Here is a 16,788-nt window from a genome sequence, read left to right as displayed (position 1 = left end):
TAACGACCGACGGGATGCGTGCATCGTCCACCGCCTCACCGACAGGTAACCGCTATGAGCAATCCAAAAACCGAAGTCCTGACCCCGCACAACAGCCAGCTGATCTTCATCGACCAGCAGCCGCAAATGGCCTTCGGCGTGCAGAGCATCGATCGGCAAACCCTGAAGAACAACACCGTGGGCCTGGCCAAGGCGGCCAAGATCTTCAACGTGCCGACCATCATCACCACGGTCGAGACCGAAAGCTTCTCCGGCCACACCTACCCCGAACTGCTCGCCGTGTTCCCCGACGCGCCGCTGCTCGAGCGCACCTCGATGAACTCCTGGGACGACCAGAAGGTTCGCGACGCGCTGAAGAAGAACGGCCGCAACAAGGTCATCGTTTCCGGCCTGTGGACCGAGGTGTGCAACACCACCTTCGCCCTCTCCGCCATGCATGACGCCGGCTACGAGATCTACATGGTCGCCGACGCCTCCGGTGGCACCTCGCAGGCCGCCCACGACTACTCCATGCAGCGCATGATCCAGGCCGGCGTGGTGCCGGTGACCTGGCAGCAGGTACTGCTGGAGTGGCAGCGCGACTGGAAGAACCGCGACACCTACGACGCCGTCATGGCCCTGGTCAAGGAACACTCCGGTGCCTACGGCATGGGCGTGGACTACGCCTACACCATGGTGCACAAGGCGCCTGAGCGTGTGCAGCACGGTCCGACCCTGGCCCCGGTGGCAGCCCCCATCTGAGCCGATGACGGCCGAGCCGGTGACGCGCCCCGCCGCACGTCACCGGCTCGGCAAGACCCAGGCCACGCGCAGAGTCTCCAGCATGAGCGAGACGCAACAGGAAACCGTCACCCTGGTGGTGCGCCACCAGGTGCGCCCCGACCATGTGCCGCGTTACGAGGCCTGGCTACGGCGCATCATCGCCACCGCCAGCCAATGCCCCGGCCACCTCGGCGTGGACGTGGTGCGCAGCCGTCAGGCCAGCCTGGCGCAATTCACCTGCGTGCTGCGCTTCGCCGGCCTGCAGCAGTTGCAGAACTGGATCGACTCGGAGCAAAGGCGCCAGTTGATCGCCGAGGTCGAGCCGCTGCTGCGCGCCGGCGACCAGCTGGAGATCGCCCAGGGCAAGGAGTTCTGGTTCATGCCGGAAAGCGCGCAGACGCCGCCGCCCCGCTGGAAACAGGTCTGCGTCACCTTCCTGGTGATCCTGCCGCTGAGCCTCCTGGTGCCGCTGCTCTGGCAACCCCTGTTTCAGCTCGCTCCCTGGCTCGGCGGCTACCTGCCGAGCAACATCGTGATCACCCTGAGCATCGTCCTGCTCGTGGTGTACCTGTTCATGCCCATGGCCACGCGGCTGTTCGCCGCCTGGCTGAGCCCCAGCACCGACGAGGATCGACCATGAGCCAGGATCCCTCCGACCCGAAACGTCGCCATTTTCTCGCCACCAGCAGCGTGCTCGGCGCCGCCGGGGCACTGTGGTCCACCCTGCCCTTCGCCGCCTTGTCCGGCGACTCATCCGCCAGTTCACCAGGAGGCAACATGAGTGCCGACCTCATTCTGTACAACGGCCGCCTGCACACGGTCGACCGCGAAAAACCCCAGGCCAGCGCCGTGGCCATCAAGGACGGACGCTTCGTCGCCGTCGGCAGCGATGCCGAAGCAATGGCCCTGCGCGGCGATGCCACGCGCGTCATCGACCTGCAAAAGCGCACGGTGATTCCCGGCCTCAACGACTCGCACCTGCACCTGATCCGCGGCGGCCTCAACTACAACCTGGAGCTGCGCTGGGAGGGCGTGCCGTCGCTGGCCGACGCCCTGCGCATGCTCAAGGAGCAGGCCGACCGCACGCCGACGCCGCAGTGGGTGCGCGTGGTCGGCGGCTGGACCGAATTCCAGTTCGCCGAGAAACGCCTGCCGACCCTGGATGAACTGAACAAGGCGGCGCCCGACACCCCGGTGTTCGTCCTGCACCTCTACGACCGCGCCCTGCTCAACCGCGCCGCGCTGCGCGCCGTGGGCTACGACAAGAACACGCCGAACCCGCCCGGCGGCGAGATCCAGCGCGATGCCAGCGGCCAGCCCACCGGCATGCTGATCGCCCGGCCCAATGCGCTGATCCTCTACGCCACCCTGGCCAAGGGGCCGAAGCTGCCGCTGGAGTATCAGGTCAACTCCACCCGCCAGTTCATGCGCGAGCTCAACCGCCTGGGCGTGACCAGCGCCATCGACGCCGGCGGCGGTTACCAGAACTACCCCGACGACTACCAGGTGATCCAGGAGCTGGCCGACAAGGATCAGCTCACCGTGCGCATCGCCTACAACCTGTTCACCCAGAAGCCCAAGGAAGAGCTGACCGACTTCAAGAACTGGACCAGCAGCGTCAAGCTGCACCAGGGCGATGACTTCCTCCGCCACAACGGCGCCGGCGAGATGCTGGTGTTCTCCGCCGCCGACTTCGAGGACTTTGTCGAGCCGCGCCCGGACCTGGCGCCGAGCATGGAGGCCGACCTGGAGCCGGTGGTGCGTCATCTGGTCGAGCAGCGCTGGCCGTTCCGCCTGCACGCCACCTACGACGAATCCATCTCGCGCATGCTCGACGTATTCGAGAAGGTCGACCGCGACATGCCGTTCAACGGCCTGCCCTGGCTGTTCGACCATGCCGAGACCATCAGCCCGCGCAACATCGAGCGGGTACGGGCGCTCGGCGGCGGCATCGCCATCCAGCACCGCATGGCCTTCCAGGGCGAATACTTCATCGACCGCTACGGCGCCAAGGCCGCCGAAGCCACCCCGCCGATCCAGCGCATGCTGGCCGAAGGCGTGCCGGTCGGCGGCGGCACCGACGCCACCCGCGTGGCCAGCTACAACCCCTGGACGGCGCTGTACTGGCTGGTCAGCGGCAAGACGGTCGGCGGCACCACGCTCAACCCGCAGGGGCTGCCGCGTGACACCGCGCTGCAGCTGTTCACCCACGGCAGCGCCTGGTTCTCCAGCGAACAGGGCAAGAAGGGCCAGATCAAGGTCGGTCAGCTCGCCGACCTGGTGGCCTTGACGGCGGACTTCTTCAGCATCGAGGAGGAGCAGATCAAGTGGCTGGAGTCGGTGCTGACCATCGTCGGCGGCAAGGTTGTGCATGGCACCGGCGAGTTCGACAAGCTCGCCCCGCCGACGCTGCCGGTACTGCCGGACTGGTCGCCGGTGGCCAAGGTGCCCGGGCACTGGAAGCCGGTCGCGGCGCCGCTGTCGGCCAGCATCCACCAGTGCGTCGGCGCCTGCGCCGTGCATCAGCACCAGCATGACCGGGCGCGTCGCAGCAGTGTACCGGTGAGCGATCACCAGGGCTTCTGGGGCGCCTTCGGCTGCTCCTGCTTTGCCTTCTGACATGGCCAGCGAAAAACCGTCGCCCTGGGGCGCACTCAAGCACAGCACCTTCCGCTGGCTGTGGCTGGCCAGCATCGCCTCGAACATCGGTACCTGGATGCACGAGGTGGGTGCCGGCTGGCTGATGACCAGCCTGTCGGCCAACCCCATGCACGTGGCGCTGGTACAGGTCGCCGGCTCGGCGCCGATGTTCCTCCTGGCGCTGCCGGCCGGCGCCATGGCCGATATCGTCGATAAGCGCCGCTATCTGCTCGGCGTGCAGCTGTGGATGGCGGCGGTGGCGACGCTGCTGGCCGTGCTGACCCTGCTCGGCCTGACCACGGTCTGGCTGCTGCTGGGCATGACCCTGGCCATGGGCGTCGGTACCGCCTTAATGATGCCGGCCTGGTCGGCGCTGACGCCGGAACTGGTGAGCAAGCGCGACCTGCCCTCGGCCATCGCCCTGTCCAGCCTCGGCATCAATGTCGCCCGTGCGCTCGGCCCGGCCATCGCCGGGGTGCTGGTCAGCTTGAGCGGCCCCTGGGCGACCTTCGCCCTCAACGCCCTGTCGTTCTTCGCGGTGATGGCGGTGCTGCTGACCTGGAGGCGCGAGCGCCAGGTCGCCAGCTTCCCGGCCGAGCGCCTGCTGGGCGCCATGCGTGCCGGCTGGCGCTACAGCCGCGCCTCGAAACCGCTGCAGGCGGTGCTGGTACGCGCGGCGGCCTTCTTCGTCGGCGCCAGCGCCGGCATGTCGCTGCTGCCGTTGATCGTGCGCGGCGAGCTGCAGGGCAGCGCCAGCGACTTCGGCCTGATGCTCGGCAGCGTCGGCGTCGGCGCCGTGCTCGGCGCCACCTTGCTGCCGCGCGTGCGCGAGCGCATCAGCAGCGACCGCCTGGTGCTGCTGGCCAGCCTGCTCTATGCCCTGGTGCTGCTGGCCCTGGCCAGCCTGCGCCACTTCGCCGCGCTGCTGCCGGTGATGCTGCTCAGCGGCGCGGCGTGGATCGCCGTGCTGTCCAGCCTGCAGGTCGCGGCGCAGACCTCGGTGCCGGACTGGGTACGGGCGCGGGCGCTGTCGGTCTATATCCTGGTGTTCTTCGGCAGCATGGCCGCCGGTGGCGCGCTGTGGGGCTTCGTCGCCAGCCAGGCGTCGATCCCGCTCGCCCTGGTCGCCGCGGCCGGCTGCCTGGCATTGGGCGGGCTGCTGACGTCACGCTTTCCGCTGCCGGTTACCGAGGCCGAGGATCTCGCCCCGTCACTGCACTGGCCGGTGCCGATCCTGGCCGACGAAGCCGACCTCGAGCGCGGCCCGGTGATGGTCACCCTGCACTACGACATCGCCCCGGAACATGCCACGGCCTTCCGCCAGGCGATGAGCGAGGTGGCGCGCATGCGTCGGCGCAACGGCGCGTTCTCCTGGGGCCTGGTGCAGAGCAGCGAGAACCCGCGCCACTGGCAGGAGTTCTTCTTCGACGAGTCCTGGCTCGAACACCTGCGCCACCACGGCCGGGTCACCCGCGCCGAGCAACGCATCGAGGCGGCGGCCAGGCAGTTCCAGAGCGCCGGGGTCGCGATACGCATCGACCACTTCCTGACGCCGGGCAAACAGGCGCCGGAGTCTTCGGAAGCGCAGCATGCCAGCGACCCGCAATGACGGCGCAGCGGCGGCAGGACGCGCGCCGCCATGAGCCAACAGGCCCTGTTCATTCACGGAACCTGGCTCACCCCGCTGATCTGGAGCCGGTTTCGCCGTCGCTTCGAGGCCTGCGGCTACAGCTGCAGCGCGCCGGCCTGGCCGCTGCTCGCTGCCGACCCGGCGGGTCAGCGCAGCCAGCCGCCGCGGGCAACGGCCAGCCTGGGCATCGCCGCCATTCTCGCTCACTACGCAGGGCAGATCGGCGACCTCGCACAGCCGCCGCTGCTGATCGGTCACGACCTTGGCGGCCTGCTGGTGCAGCTGCTGCTCGACCGCGGCCTGGGCTGCGCCGGCATCGCCATCGCGCCACCGGCCCACGGTGGGCTGGAAGGGCTGCGCGGCAGCGGGCCCTGGCTGCTGCGCCAGGCGTGCTGGCGCGGCGTGCTGCACATGAGCCCGCAACATTTCGCCCGCACTATGGCGCAGACACTGACGCCAGAGCGGCAGGCCGCCGCATACGCGCGGCATATCGTGCCGGCACCGGGCCGGGTATTCTTCGACAACGCGTTGGGCATCGGTAGCCGTATCGACTTCGGCAATCCCGACCGCCCACCGCTGTTGCTGATTGCGGCGGGCGCGGACCGTAGCGTCCGCCCCGGCGCGGTCGCGGCGGCCTATCGGCGCCACCGGGGCTCGACGGCGGTCACCACTTTCAAACACTTCAGCGGCTACAGCCACTGGCTGATTGCCGAACCGGGTTGGGAAACCATTGCCGACTACTGCATCGAATGGGCACAGAACCAGCTGGGACGCTTCTGAATCGCCGACCGCCTCGCAGCTTCATCCTCTGTTCGTGGCACTGGCCCTGCTGTGCCTGCTGCTCTGCACCGCCGTTCGCGCCGACGCTGGCGAACTGCAGCAACGCTTCGAACATCGGCGCTGGACGCTCAACGACGACAGCCCCAGCCAGATCGGCGCCCTGGCGCAGACCCGCGACGGCTATCTGTGGCTCGGCACCCATGATTCGCTGTATCGCTTCGACGGCCTGAGTTTCACCCGCTACCGCGCCGCCGATCAGCAGGAACTGGGCATAGTCTCCAGCCTGCTGGCCAGCGACCAGGGCCTGTGGGTGGGCCTGCGCAACGGCGGCGTGCGCCTGATCGACGCCGAGGGCGAGGTCGCGGCCGCCTTCGACCTGGGCCGCGGCACGGTCTACGCCCTGGCGCAGACCGCCGACGGCCAGCTCTGGGCCGCGGCCAACGACGGTCTGCTGCGCTTCGACGGGCAAAGCTGGCAGCAGCTTTCCAGCGAAGCCGGCTTCGTCGGCGCGAACGCCTACGCCCTGCTGGTCGATAGCAACGGCCGGCTATGGGTGGCCGACGAGCGGCGCCTCTATACGCTGGAGCCTGGCGCCCGGACGCTGCGCGACAGCGGCATCGCGGTCAGGCGTCCCCGGCAGATCGTCCAGGCGCCCGATGGCGCGCTGTGGCTGGCCGAACGCGACGGCGAATCGGTACTGCGGCTGGATACCTCGACCGGGCAGGCCAGTCGCATCGGGGTCGGCGAGCCGGTCAACGCCCTGCTGTTCGACCAACGTGGCGCGCTGTGGCTGAGCACCGCCGGCAACGGCCTGCTGCATGTGGCGCAGCCGGATCGCCACGCGCTGGGCGGTTTCAACGCCATCGAACGCTTCGCTGCTCGCGACGGGCTCAGCTCCGACCTCGTTGCGCCGCTGCATCAGGACAGCGAAGGCAGCCTCTGGATAGGCACGCACGATGGCCTGGACCGCCTGCGCGACCGACCGCTGCAACCGGCGGGCTTGCCCGCCAATGCGCAGAATCTGGCCCTGGTGGCAGATCGGACCGGCGCGCTCTGGGCCGGCAGCAGCAACCTGCCGGTGATGCGCCTGGACCGCGACGGCCTGCAGCATCTACCGCTGCAGACGCCGATCAGCGCCACCGCCCGCGACAGCCAGGGCCGAGCCTGGCTGGCCGGCCCACAGGGCATCTGGCGCAGCAGCGGCGACAGCCTGCAAAAAGTCGCCGAGCTGCCTGTGCAACGCAGCCTGGACTCCGCGGTGCGCGCCATGCTGGTGGATCGCCACGGCGCGCTGTGGCTGTCGCTGAACCGCCAGGGCCTGTTCGTCCTGCGCGACGGGCGCTGGCACGGGCTGCCGCCGCCGAGCGCCAAGCCGGCGCAGCAGATGCCGGTCAGCGCCGCCCTGGCGCCCGATGGCGGCCGCTGGTTCGGTTATCGCGACAACCTGATCGTCAGCCACGACGACGGCGGCGAACGCCATTGGGGCGCGGCCGAAGGCCTGGATGTCGGCCATGTGACCGCCATGGCCCATCAGCCCGGTCATGCCTGGGTCGGCGGCCAGCGTGGCCTGGCGCACTTCGACGGGCAGCGCTTTCAGCGCCTGCCGCTGCCGGACAACGGCCTGTTCGACAACCTCTACGCCATCGTCCCGGTGCGGGTCGAGGCCGGTGAGGATCTCTGGCTGCAGGGCCAGGGCGGCATCTTCCAGCTGCCCGCCGCGGAGATCGCCCTGGCCCTGGCCAACCCCGCGCATCAGATCCGCTACCGCACCTACGATGCACAGGGCGGCCTGGCCAACGACCCGCACCAGGTACTGGCCCTGCCCACCGCAGTGCGCGCCGGCGAGAATCGGCTATGGTTCGTCACCCGCAACGGCGTGGTTGGCCTGAACCCGCTGCGCGCCCCGCAGAACAGCGCGGCGCCGCGCGTGCGCATCGAATCGCTGGTGGTGGACGGCGAAGCGCTGCCGCTCGGTGCAACCGCCGAGCTGCCGGCGGACAGCCGGCGCCTGGTCATCGGCTACGGCGCGCCGAGCCTGTCGGCGCCGCAGGGCCTGCATTTTCTCTATCGCCTCGACGGCTTCGATCACGCCTGGCAATCCGCCGGCCGCCAGCGGGAAGTCACCTACACCGGCCTGCCCGCGGGCGACTACCGCTTCCGGGTACGCGCCCTCAACCAGAACGGGGTCGCCAGCGAACAGGACGCCGAACTCGACTTCAGCATCGCACCGCTGTTCTACCGCCAGCCGTGGTTTCTCCTGGCGCTCGGCGTCGCCCTGCTCGGCAGCCTGCATCTGCTCTACCGCAGCAACATGCGGCGCGCGGCGGAGCGGCTGCGCACCCGCCTGGAAGAGCGTCACGAGGAGCGCGAGCGCATCGCCCGCGAGCTGCACGACACCCTGTTGCAGGGGGTGCAGGGGTTGATGCTGCACGTGCAGGCCGCGGCCGACAGCCTGCCCGTCGGACAGCCCAGCCGCGGCCTGCTGGAAAAGGCACTGGACCGCGCCGACCAGGTGATCAACGAGGGTCGCGAGCGGGTGCGCGATCTGCGCAGCGTGCCTCAAGGTCCCGTCGACCTGCCCCAGGCACTGGGCGAGCTGGAGCATCTGCTCGATCACCCGGGCGTAACCTATCGGATCGACATAAAGGGCACGCCCATTGCGCTGCATCCGGTGGTTCACGATGAGCTGTACCTGCTGGCGCGCGAGGCCGTCGGCAACGCCTTTCGCCATGCCCGCGCCAGCCTCGTGCAGCTGCAGCTGGACTATGACCCGCGCCAGTTCGAGCTGCAGGTGGTCGACGATGGCTGCGGCATTCGCGCCGATTACCTGGACAGCAGCGAGGCCGCCGATCACTGGGGCCTGCGCGGGATGTACGAGCGCGCCGCGAAGATTGGCGCTACCCTCAGCATTCACGGCGCCCAGGGGCGCGGCAGCCAGGTCCGACTGACACTGGTCGGCGTACTGGCCTACCGGCAGAAGGAGCCTTGCGCGCGCCGCTGGCTACCCTGGAAAAGACTCACGAGGAGCCCGCACCCATGAGCATCGCCACCCCCATCCGCGTGCTGGTCGCCGATGACCACCCGCTGCTGCGCGAGGGCATCGCCGCCGTTCTCGCCGCTCAGGCGGATATCGAGTTGGTGGGCGAGGCCGGCGACGGCCAGGAAGCGCTGGACTGCTTCCGCCGCCTGCGCCCGGACGTCACCCTGATGGACCTGCAGATGCCGCGCATGAACGGCATCGAGAGCATCCAGGCGATCCGTAGCGAATGCCCGGATGCGCGCATCGCCATCCTCACCACCTACCGCGGCGACGTGCGCGCCCTGCACGCCATCCAGGCCGGCGCCCAGGCCTATCTGCTGAAAAGCAGCCTGCGCAAGGAGCTGGTCGAGACCATCCGTCAGGTGGCCGCGGGTAAACGCCACATTCCAGCGGAGATCGCCGCCGAACTGGCCGAGCATATCGGCCAGCAGTGCCTCAGCGCGCGCGAGGTGGAGGTGCTGCAGGCGGCGGCACTGGGCTACTCCAACCGCGATATCGCCCTGCAACTGCGCATCACCGAGGATACGGTCAAGGGGCATATGCGCCTGGTCATGGACAAGCTCGGCGCCAACAACCGCACCCACGCCGTGGCCATCGCCGTGCAGCGCGGGGTCCTCGAGGTCGGCCTGCCACTTTAGTGTTGCTCCCCGTCCCCACCTTGTGAGCTGGGCGCCGACAGCTCCGCCGCGCATGCTCTGCGTGCGACCAGACAAGGAGGCTTCATATGGGCTCGCTCGGAGAAACTCAGGGCATCACGCCCTGTCTGGCAAAGGCGCTGGACAATGCTCAGACGCTGGCAAGGATCGCCGAATTGCTGGCCGATGCCGGAGCGGCCCTGCAGCAAGACACCCTGCGCGCCTACGTCTACCTCGACCAGGCCATGGAACTGCTAAGACAGGCGAACGGCGGCAGCGAGAGCGACCTGCGCCATGCGGCGGGCCTAAACCGCTGGCAAACGCGGCGTCTGGACGAATACATCAGCCGGCATCTGGATACACCGATCCGCACCTGCCACCTGGCCGCTCAGCTCAACCTGAGCAGCAGCCACTTCTCCCATGTGTTCAAGCAGACCTTCGGCATCACGCCGCTGGCCTACGTGGCGCGCAAGCGTATCGAAGCGGCCAGGGCGATGATGCTGGCCACCGATCAGCCATTGACGCAGATTGCCCATGCCCACGGTTTCTGCGACCAGTCGCACTTCACCCGCACCTTTCGGCGCGAGACCGGGATGAGCCCACTGCTGTGGCGACAGCGCTGCGCCGCGAAGACGCAGGCTACCACCGAGCGTTGATCAGCCCAGCATGGTCACATGACGCGGATGGCTGGCCACCCGCTCGAGCCAGGCGCGGATGGCTGGGAAGGCTTCGAGGCTGAAGCCGCCTTCGCCTGCCACATGGGTGTAGGCATACAGGGCGATATCGGCAATGGAGTAATGCTCACCGACCAGATAGGGCGTACGTTCGAGCTGCTTCTCCATCACTTTCAGGGCCTTGTAGCCGAGCTTCAGGCAGCGCGCGTGCTCCTCGCGGCGCTCCTCGGGCATGCCCTGGTAGAGCTGGATGAAACGCGCCACCGCAACATAGGGCTCGTGGCTGTACTGCTCGAAGAACTGCCACTGCAGCACCTGAGTGCGCAGGCGCGGCTCGGTCGGCAGAAACTCGCTGCCCTCGGCGAGGTAGTTGAGGATGGCGTTGGACTCCCACAGGCAGGTGCCGTCGTCCAGCTCCAGCACCGGGATCTTGCCGTTGGGATTCTTGGCCAGGAAGGCTTCGCTCTGCGTCTCGCCCTTGAGGATGTTGACGGGAATCCACTGGTACTCCTTGCCCAGCAGATGCAGCATCAGCTTGACCTTGTAGCAGTTGCCCGAACGGTAATCGCCGTAGACCTTGTACATCGCATTGCCCTCCCTACATCAATCCTTGCGGCAAGCTCGCCGCCAATCAAATCACAGCCAACCGCCCTGCTTCTGCAGGGGGGACTCAATCACGCCCCCTGCGCCTCGCGGATAACTGCAGCGAGGCGGCGCAGGCCTTCGCCCAGGCGATCCGGCGCCACATGGCTGAAGTTCAGTCGCAGATGACCGGCGTTGGCGTCCGGATCGATAAAGAACGGCTCACCCGGCATAAAGGCGACGTTCTGCGCCAGGGCCGCATCGAGCAATGTGCGGGTATCCAGCGGCTGCTTCAGGGTCAGCCAGAAGAACAGCCCGCCCTGCGGAATTTCCCACTCGGCCAGATCGGCGAAGTGCTCCAGCAGCGCCGTCTGCATGGCATCGCGGCGGATGCGGTAGAAATCGCGCAGCTCGGCCAGGTGGCCGCGGTACTGCTCGCTGCCCAGCCACTGCAGTGCCTGCCACTGGCCGATGCGGTTGGTGTGCAGATCAGCCGACTGCTTCAGGCGCAGCAGGTGCGGGAACAGATCCTTGGTGGCGATCAGGTAGCCGACGCGCAGGCCCGGCAGCAGGGTCTTGGATACGGTGCCGGTGTAGATCCAGCTGGCCTTCTTCAGGCGGCTGACGATGGGCGTGGCCTGGCCTTCATCGAACACCAGCTCGCGGTAGGGCTCGTCCTCGATCAGGGTCAGGCCGAACTCGTCGAGCAGCGCCGCCACCGCTTCGCGCTTGGCTTCGCTGTAACGGGTGCCGGACGGATTCTGGAAGGTCGGGATCAGGTAGGCGAAGGCCGGCTTGTGCTTTTCCAGACGCTGGCGCAACGCGGCCAGCTCGGGGCCGTCGGCCTCCTGCGGCATGCTGATGCAATCGGCGCCGAACAGCTGGAAGGCCTGCAGCGCGGCCAGGTAGGTCGGCGCCTCGAGCAGCACCTCGGTACCCGGATCGATGAACAGCTTGGACGCCAGGTCCAGGGTCTGCTGCGAGCCGCTGACGATCAGCACCTGGCTGGCCTCGCAGGGCACGCCCAGGGCGCGCGCCTCGGCGGCAATGGCCTCGCGCAGGGCCGGCTCGCCCTCGCTCATGCCGTACTGGCCCATGCTCGCCGGCATTTCGGCCCAGTCCACCTTCGGCAGCATGGGTTCGGCCGGCAGCCCGCCGGCGAAGGACATCACCTCCGGACGCTGCGCCGCGGCGAGAATTTCACGGATCAGGGAGCTTTTCAGGCGGGCGATGCGTTCGGAGAAGGCCATGGGATTACCTGGGGTGCAAAAGGCTGGAAATTTAAGTCAAACTGCTTGACCGAAACTACGACGCCACCCAGAGATACGTCAATATGACTGACCTAAAAAATTTCCCCGAGAAATTTTTAACGTCGCCCAGCGACGGCCCGCAGGGTGGCCGCCATGGATGGCAGGCCATGAAGAACCCGGCCGTCCAACAGGCCGCCATGGAGGCCTTTTTCTTCGGCTACCAGGCCTTCACCGCCAAGCCCGACGAGATGCTGGCCAAGCGCGGCCTGTCGCGGGTGCACCACCGCATCCTGTTCTTTATCGCCAAGTACCCGGGGCTGAGCATGAAGGAACTGCTCGGCTATCTCGGCGTGAGCAAGCAGGCGTTGAACACGCCGCTGCGCCAGCTGATGGAAATGCACCTGGTGCACAGCGAGGCCGCGGCGGACGACAAGCGCAAGCGCCTGCTCGGTTTCACCGCCGAAGGCGCCAAACTGGAGCAGGCCCTGCGCCGCGAACAGGCGCGCCTGCTGCAGCGGGTGTTCGCCGAAGTCGGCGAAGAGGCCGTACAGGGCTGGCTCAAGGTCAACCAGGCGCTGACCGTGCGCCGCTGACCCCGCACGCGGGCGCTCTGGCAGACATCGACGAGCGCCCCTCCTGGCGATCCAGGCACACCGCTAGCACAAAAGCCGCTAGCCTGAAAACAGGCCTCTCGACCCGCGCCCGGCTCATAACCGAATTGCATGACAATCGGCTGACCACAAGGTCAAATATTTGTTGACCCAAAAGTCAGAAAACTCTAGATTGGCCCCATGGCAGCCCGCGCCAGGGCCTTGCAGTGCGTGCATCACCTGGCCAGCCAACCGAGTCATAACAATAAAGTGCCTGGAGGTCGTCCTTGATCCAGTTTTTACTCAACCGGGAGCTGCGTACCGAGCATGCCCTGGACCCCAACGTCACCGTGCTCAACTACCTGCGTGAGCACGTCGGCAAAACCGGAACCAAGGAAGGCTGCGCCTCCGGCGACTGCGGTGCCTGCACCGTGGTGGTCGGCGAGCTCGAGGGCGACCGCGTGCGCTACCGCACCCTCAACTCCTGCCTGACCTTCGTCTCCAGCCTGCACGGCAAGCAGCTGATCACCGTCGAAGACCTCAAACACCAGGGCAAGCTGCACAGCGTGCAGCAGGCGATGGTCGACTGCCATGGCTCGCAGTGCGGCTTCTGCACCCCCGGTTTCATCATGTCGCTGTTCGCCCTGCAGAAGAACTCCACGGGGTACGACAAGGGCCAGACCCTGGAAGCCCTGGCCGGCAACCTGTGCCGCTGCACCGGCTACCGCCCGATCATCGATGCCGCCGAGCAGGCCTGCTGCCAGAAGCAGCCGGATCAGTTCGATGCCTTCGAAAGCAACACCGTGGCCCAACTCCAGGCCATCGCCCCGCGTGAAACTGCCGAGCTCAACAGTGGCGACAAGCGCTGCCTGGTGCCGCTGACCGTGGCCGACCTGGCCGACCTCTATGCCGCCAACCCCGAAGCCCGCCTGCTCGCCGGCGGTACCGACCTGGCCCTGGAGGTCACCCAGTTCCACCGCGAGCTGCCGGTGATGATCTACGTCGGCCATATCGAAGACATGAAGCGTATCGAAGTGACCGACAGCGCCATCGAGATCGGCGCGGCCGCGGCCCTGTCCGACTGCTACGAAGCTCTGTCGCGCGAGTACCCGGACTTCGGCGAGCTGCTGCACCGCTTCGCCTCGCTGCAGATTCGCAACCAGGGCACCCTGGGCGGCAATATCGGCAACGCCTCGCCCATCGGCGACGCCCCGCCGCTGCTGATCGCCCTCGGCGCGCAGATCGCCCTGCGCCAGGGCAACACTCGGCGCATCCTGCCGCTGCAGGACTACTTCCTCGACTACAAGGTTACCGCCCGCCAGGAAGCCGAATTCATCGAGAAGATCATCGTGCCGCGCGCCCAGGCCAACCAGGCGTTCCGCGCCTACAAGGTGTCCAAGCGCCTGGACGACGACATCTCCGCCGTCTGCGCCGCCTTCAACCTGACTATCGTCGACGGCGTGGTCACCGAAGCACGCATCGCCTTTGGCGGCATGGCCGCCATCCCCAAACGCGCCAGCGCCTGCGAAGCGGCGCTGGTCGGCTCGGCCTGGTATCCGGGCGTGATCGAACGCGCCTGCGACGCGCTGGGTGAGGACTTCACCCCGCTGTCGGATTTCCGCGCCAGCAAGGAATACCGCCTGCTCACTGCCCAGAACCTGCTGCGCAAGTTCTTCCTGGAGCAGCAGTCGCCCGAGGTCGAGACCCGGGTTACCGCTTACGCCTGATGGCGCAGTGAATTGATACGCCGCCGGCGCGCCCGGCGGCATGCGAAGTTTTGGAGGCGAAGATGTCCAGTCATATCGAACACAAATCCCAGGAAGAGCTGGCCGCCCTGCTCCGCGCCGGCATGACCAGCGGCGTCGGCCGCAGCGTCAAGCACGAGAGCGCGGACAAGCACGTGTCCGGCGAGGCGGTCTATGTCGACGACCGCCTGGAATTCCCCAACCAGCTGCACGTCTATGCGCGCCAGTCGGATCGCGCCCATGCGCGCATCCTGCGCATCGACACCCGCCCCTGCTACGAGTTTCCGGGCGTGGCCATCGCCATCACCAAGGATGACGTGCCAGGCCAGCTGGATATCGGCCCGGTGGTCGCCGGCGACCCGCTGCTGGCCGACGGCAAGGTGGAGTACGTTGGCCAGGTGGTGCTGGCGGTAGCCGCCGACAGCCTGGAAACCGCGCGCAAGGCGGCCATGGCCGCGATCGTCGAATACGAAGACCTGGAGCCGGTGCTCGACGTGGTCGAGGCCTACCGCAAGAAGCATTTCGTGCTCGCCAGCCACACCCACCGCATTGGCGACTCGGCCAGCCAACTGGCCAGCGCCCCGCGTCGCCTGCAGGGCACCCTGCATATCGGCGGCCAGGAGCACTTCTACCTGGAAACCCAGATTTCCTCGGTCATGCCGACTGAAGACGGCGGCATGCTGGTCTACACCTCGACGCAGAACCCCACTGAGGTGCAGAAACTGGTCGCCGAAGTGCTCGGCGTGCCGATGAACAAGATCGTCATCGACATGCGCCGCATGGGCGGCGGTTTCGGCGGCAAGGAAACCCAGGCCGCCGGCCCGGCGTGCCTGTGCGCGGTGATCGCGCACCTCACCGGTCGGCCGACCAAGATGCGCCTGCCGCGCATGGAAGACATGAGCATGACCGGCAAGCGTCACCCCTTCTACGTCGAGTACGACGTCGGCTTCGATGACGATGGCCTGCTGCACGGCATCGAGATGGACCTGGCCGGCAACTGCGGCTACTCGCCGGATCTGTCCGGCTCCATCGTCGACCGCGCCATGTTCCACTCGGACAACGCCTACTTCCTCGGCAACGCCACCATCAACGGTCATCGCTGTAAGACCAACACCGCGTCGAACACCGCCTACCGCGGTTTCGGCGGCCCGCAGGGCATGGTCGCCATCGAGGAAGTGATGGACGCCGTGGCGCGCAGCCTGGGCAAGGACCCGCTGGAAGTACGCAAGCTCAACTACTACGGCAAGACCGAGCGTAACGTCACCCACTACCACCAGACCGTCGAGCACAACGTCATTCACGAAATGACCGCCGAGCTGGAGCAAAGCTGCGAGTACGCCAAGCGCCGTCGCGAAATTATCGAGTTCAACCAAAAAAGCCCGGTGCTGAAGAAAGGCCTGGCCATGACCCCGGTGAAATTCGGCATCAGTTTCACCGCCACCTTCCTCAACCAGGCCGGCGCGCTGATCCACATCTACACCGACGGTTCGATCCACCTCAACCACGGCGGCACCGAGATGGGCCAGGGCCTCAACACCAAGGTCGCGCAGGTCGTCGCCGAAGTGTTCCAGGTCGATATCGAGCGCATCCAGATCACCGCCACCAACACCGACAAGGTGCCCAACACCTCGCCCACCGCAGCCTCCAGCGGCGCCGACCTCAACGGCATGGCGGCGAAGAACGCGGCCGAGACCATCAAGCAGCGCCTGGTGGACTTCCTGGTGCGCGAGTACAAGGTCACCCCGGAAGACGTGGAATTCCGCAACGGCCAGGTGCGCGTGCGTGATCACTTCCTGTCCTTCGAGGAAATGATCCAGAAGGCCTACTTCGGCCAGGTCTCGCTGTCGTCGACCGGTTTCTACCGCACGCCGAAAATCTACTACGACCGCGACAAGGCCGCCGGCCGCCCCTTCTACTACTACGCCTACGGCGTGGCCTGCGTGGAAGTGCTGGTCGACACCCTGACCGGCGAATACCGCATGCTGCGTGGCGACATCCTGCATGACGTCGGCGACTCGCTGAATCCGGCCATCGACATCGGCCAGGTCGAAGGCGCCTTCGTCCAGGGCATGGGCTGGCTGACCATGGAAGAGCTGGTGTGGAACGCCAAGGGCAAGCTGATGACCAACGGCCCGGCCAGCTACAAGATCCCGGCCATCGCCGACATGCCCATCGACCTCCGCGTGAAGCTGGTGGAGAACCGCAAGAACCCGGAAGACACCGTGTTCCACTCCAAGGCCGTGGGCGAGCCGCCGTTCATGCTCGGCATCGCTGCCTGGTGCGCCCTCAAGGACGCCGTGGCCAGCCTGGCGGACTACAAGGTGCAACCGCAGATCGACGCCCCGGCCACCCCCGAGCGCGTGCTCTGGGGCGTGGAACAGATGCGCAAGCTGAAGGCTACGGCCAAGGCTGCCAGCGCTGCCGAGGTTGAACCGGCGTAACGCTAAACACCTTGGTGGA

At 67.2% G+C, this 16,788-nt stretch carries 13 protein-coding genes; 11 read left to right on the top strand and 2 right to left on the bottom strand.

Going from position 1 to position 16,788, the window contains the following annotated elements; genetic code table 11:
• The first annotated feature begins 54 nt into the window (after positions 1–54).
• The 8 genes from ACW9UL_RS09660 (at position 55) to ACW9UL_RS09625 (ending at position 10,143) form a co-directional block, all read left to right on the top strand.
• The gene (locus tag ACW9UL_RS09660; protein ID WP_003243736.1) at positions 55–741 is read left to right on the top strand and encodes a hydrolase; all 687 of its coding nucleotides are present in this window, start codon (positions 55–57) and stop codon (positions 739–741) included.
• 82 nt (positions 742–823) lie between these two features.
• Positions 824–1,402: an antibiotic biosynthesis monooxygenase gene (locus ACW9UL_RS09655; RefSeq protein WP_021446345.1), complete on the top strand. Its 579-nt coding sequence runs from the start codon at positions 824–826 to the stop codon at positions 1,400–1,402.
• 137 nt (positions 1,403–1,539) lie between these two features.
• On the top strand, positions 1,540–3,381 hold the full coding sequence (locus ACW9UL_RS09650; protein ID WP_178082551.1) for an amidohydrolase: 1,842 nt from the start codon (positions 1,540–1,542) through the stop codon (positions 3,379–3,381).
• A 1-nt stretch (position 3,382) separates the two neighbouring features.
• Positions 3,383–5,011 carry an MFS transporter gene (locus ACW9UL_RS09645; protein ID WP_457790418.1) on the top strand — a complete coding sequence of 543 codons (1,629 nt, stop codon included), beginning with the start codon at positions 3,383–3,385 and terminating at the stop codon, positions 5,009–5,011.
• Between the two features lie 30 nt (positions 5,012–5,041).
• Positions 5,042–5,812, top strand: a complete 771-nt coding sequence (locus tag ACW9UL_RS09640; protein ID WP_457790416.1) for an alpha/beta fold hydrolase — start codon at positions 5,042–5,044, stop codon at positions 5,810–5,812.
• Between the two features lie 34 nt (positions 5,813–5,846).
• Entirely contained in the window at positions 5,847–8,852 is a 3,006-nt protein-coding gene (locus ACW9UL_RS09635; RefSeq protein ID WP_457790414.1) for a sensor histidine kinase, read from the top strand.
• Positions 8,849–9,490, top strand: a complete 642-nt coding sequence (locus ACW9UL_RS09630) for a response regulator (RefSeq protein ID WP_457790412.1) — start codon at positions 8,849–8,851, stop codon at positions 9,488–9,490. The genes ACW9UL_RS09635 and ACW9UL_RS09630 overlap by 4 nt, the downstream gene beginning before the upstream one ends.
• A gap of 86 nt (positions 9,491–9,576) precedes the next feature.
• A complete protein-coding gene (locus tag ACW9UL_RS09625; protein ID WP_122108375.1) occupies positions 9,577–10,143 on the top strand; it encodes a helix-turn-helix domain-containing protein in 567 nt (188 codons plus the stop codon).
• Here the strand turns inward: ACW9UL_RS09625 and ACW9UL_RS09620 are convergent, their stop codons facing one another.
• Together ACW9UL_RS09620 and ACW9UL_RS09615 are read right to left on the bottom strand one after the other, a co-directional pair.
• Entirely contained in the window at positions 10,144–10,746 is a 603-nt protein-coding gene (locus ACW9UL_RS09620; protein WP_457790410.1) for a glutathione S-transferase family protein, read from the bottom strand. It lies immediately after the preceding gene.
• Between the two features lie 89 nt (positions 10,747–10,835).
• Entirely contained in the window at positions 10,836–11,993 is a 1,158-nt protein-coding gene (locus ACW9UL_RS09615) for an aminotransferase-like domain-containing protein (protein WP_457790408.1), read from the bottom strand.
• 167 nt (positions 11,994–12,160) lie between these two features.
• Here ACW9UL_RS09615 and ACW9UL_RS09610 point away from each other — a divergent pair, with 167 nt between their 5' ends.
• From ACW9UL_RS09610 to xdhB, 3 genes are all read left to right on the top strand, one after another.
• The gene (locus ACW9UL_RS09610) at positions 12,161–12,586 is read left to right on the top strand and encodes a MarR family winged helix-turn-helix transcriptional regulator (protein ID WP_021443262.1); all 426 of its coding nucleotides are present in this window, start codon (positions 12,161–12,163) and stop codon (positions 12,584–12,586) included.
• Positions 12,587–12,870: 284 nt separating this feature from the next.
• Positions 12,871–14,310 carry a xanthine dehydrogenase small subunit gene (gene xdhA, locus ACW9UL_RS09605; protein WP_397497351.1) on the top strand — a complete coding sequence of 480 codons (1,440 nt, stop codon included), beginning with the start codon at positions 12,871–12,873 and terminating at the stop codon, positions 14,308–14,310.
• A 62-nt stretch (positions 14,311–14,372) separates the two neighbouring features.
• The gene (gene xdhB, locus ACW9UL_RS09600; protein ID WP_457790405.1) at positions 14,373–16,769 is read left to right on the top strand and encodes a xanthine dehydrogenase molybdopterin binding subunit; all 2,397 of its coding nucleotides are present in this window, start codon (positions 14,373–14,375) and stop codon (positions 16,767–16,769) included.
• Positions 16,770–16,788: the final 19 nt, after the last annotated feature.

It is taken from the genome of Pseudomonas sp. PL-6 (assembly GCF_054110165.1).
Note: the sequence above shows the minus strand (reverse complement) of the source record. Positions and strands in the feature narration are given on the sequence as shown.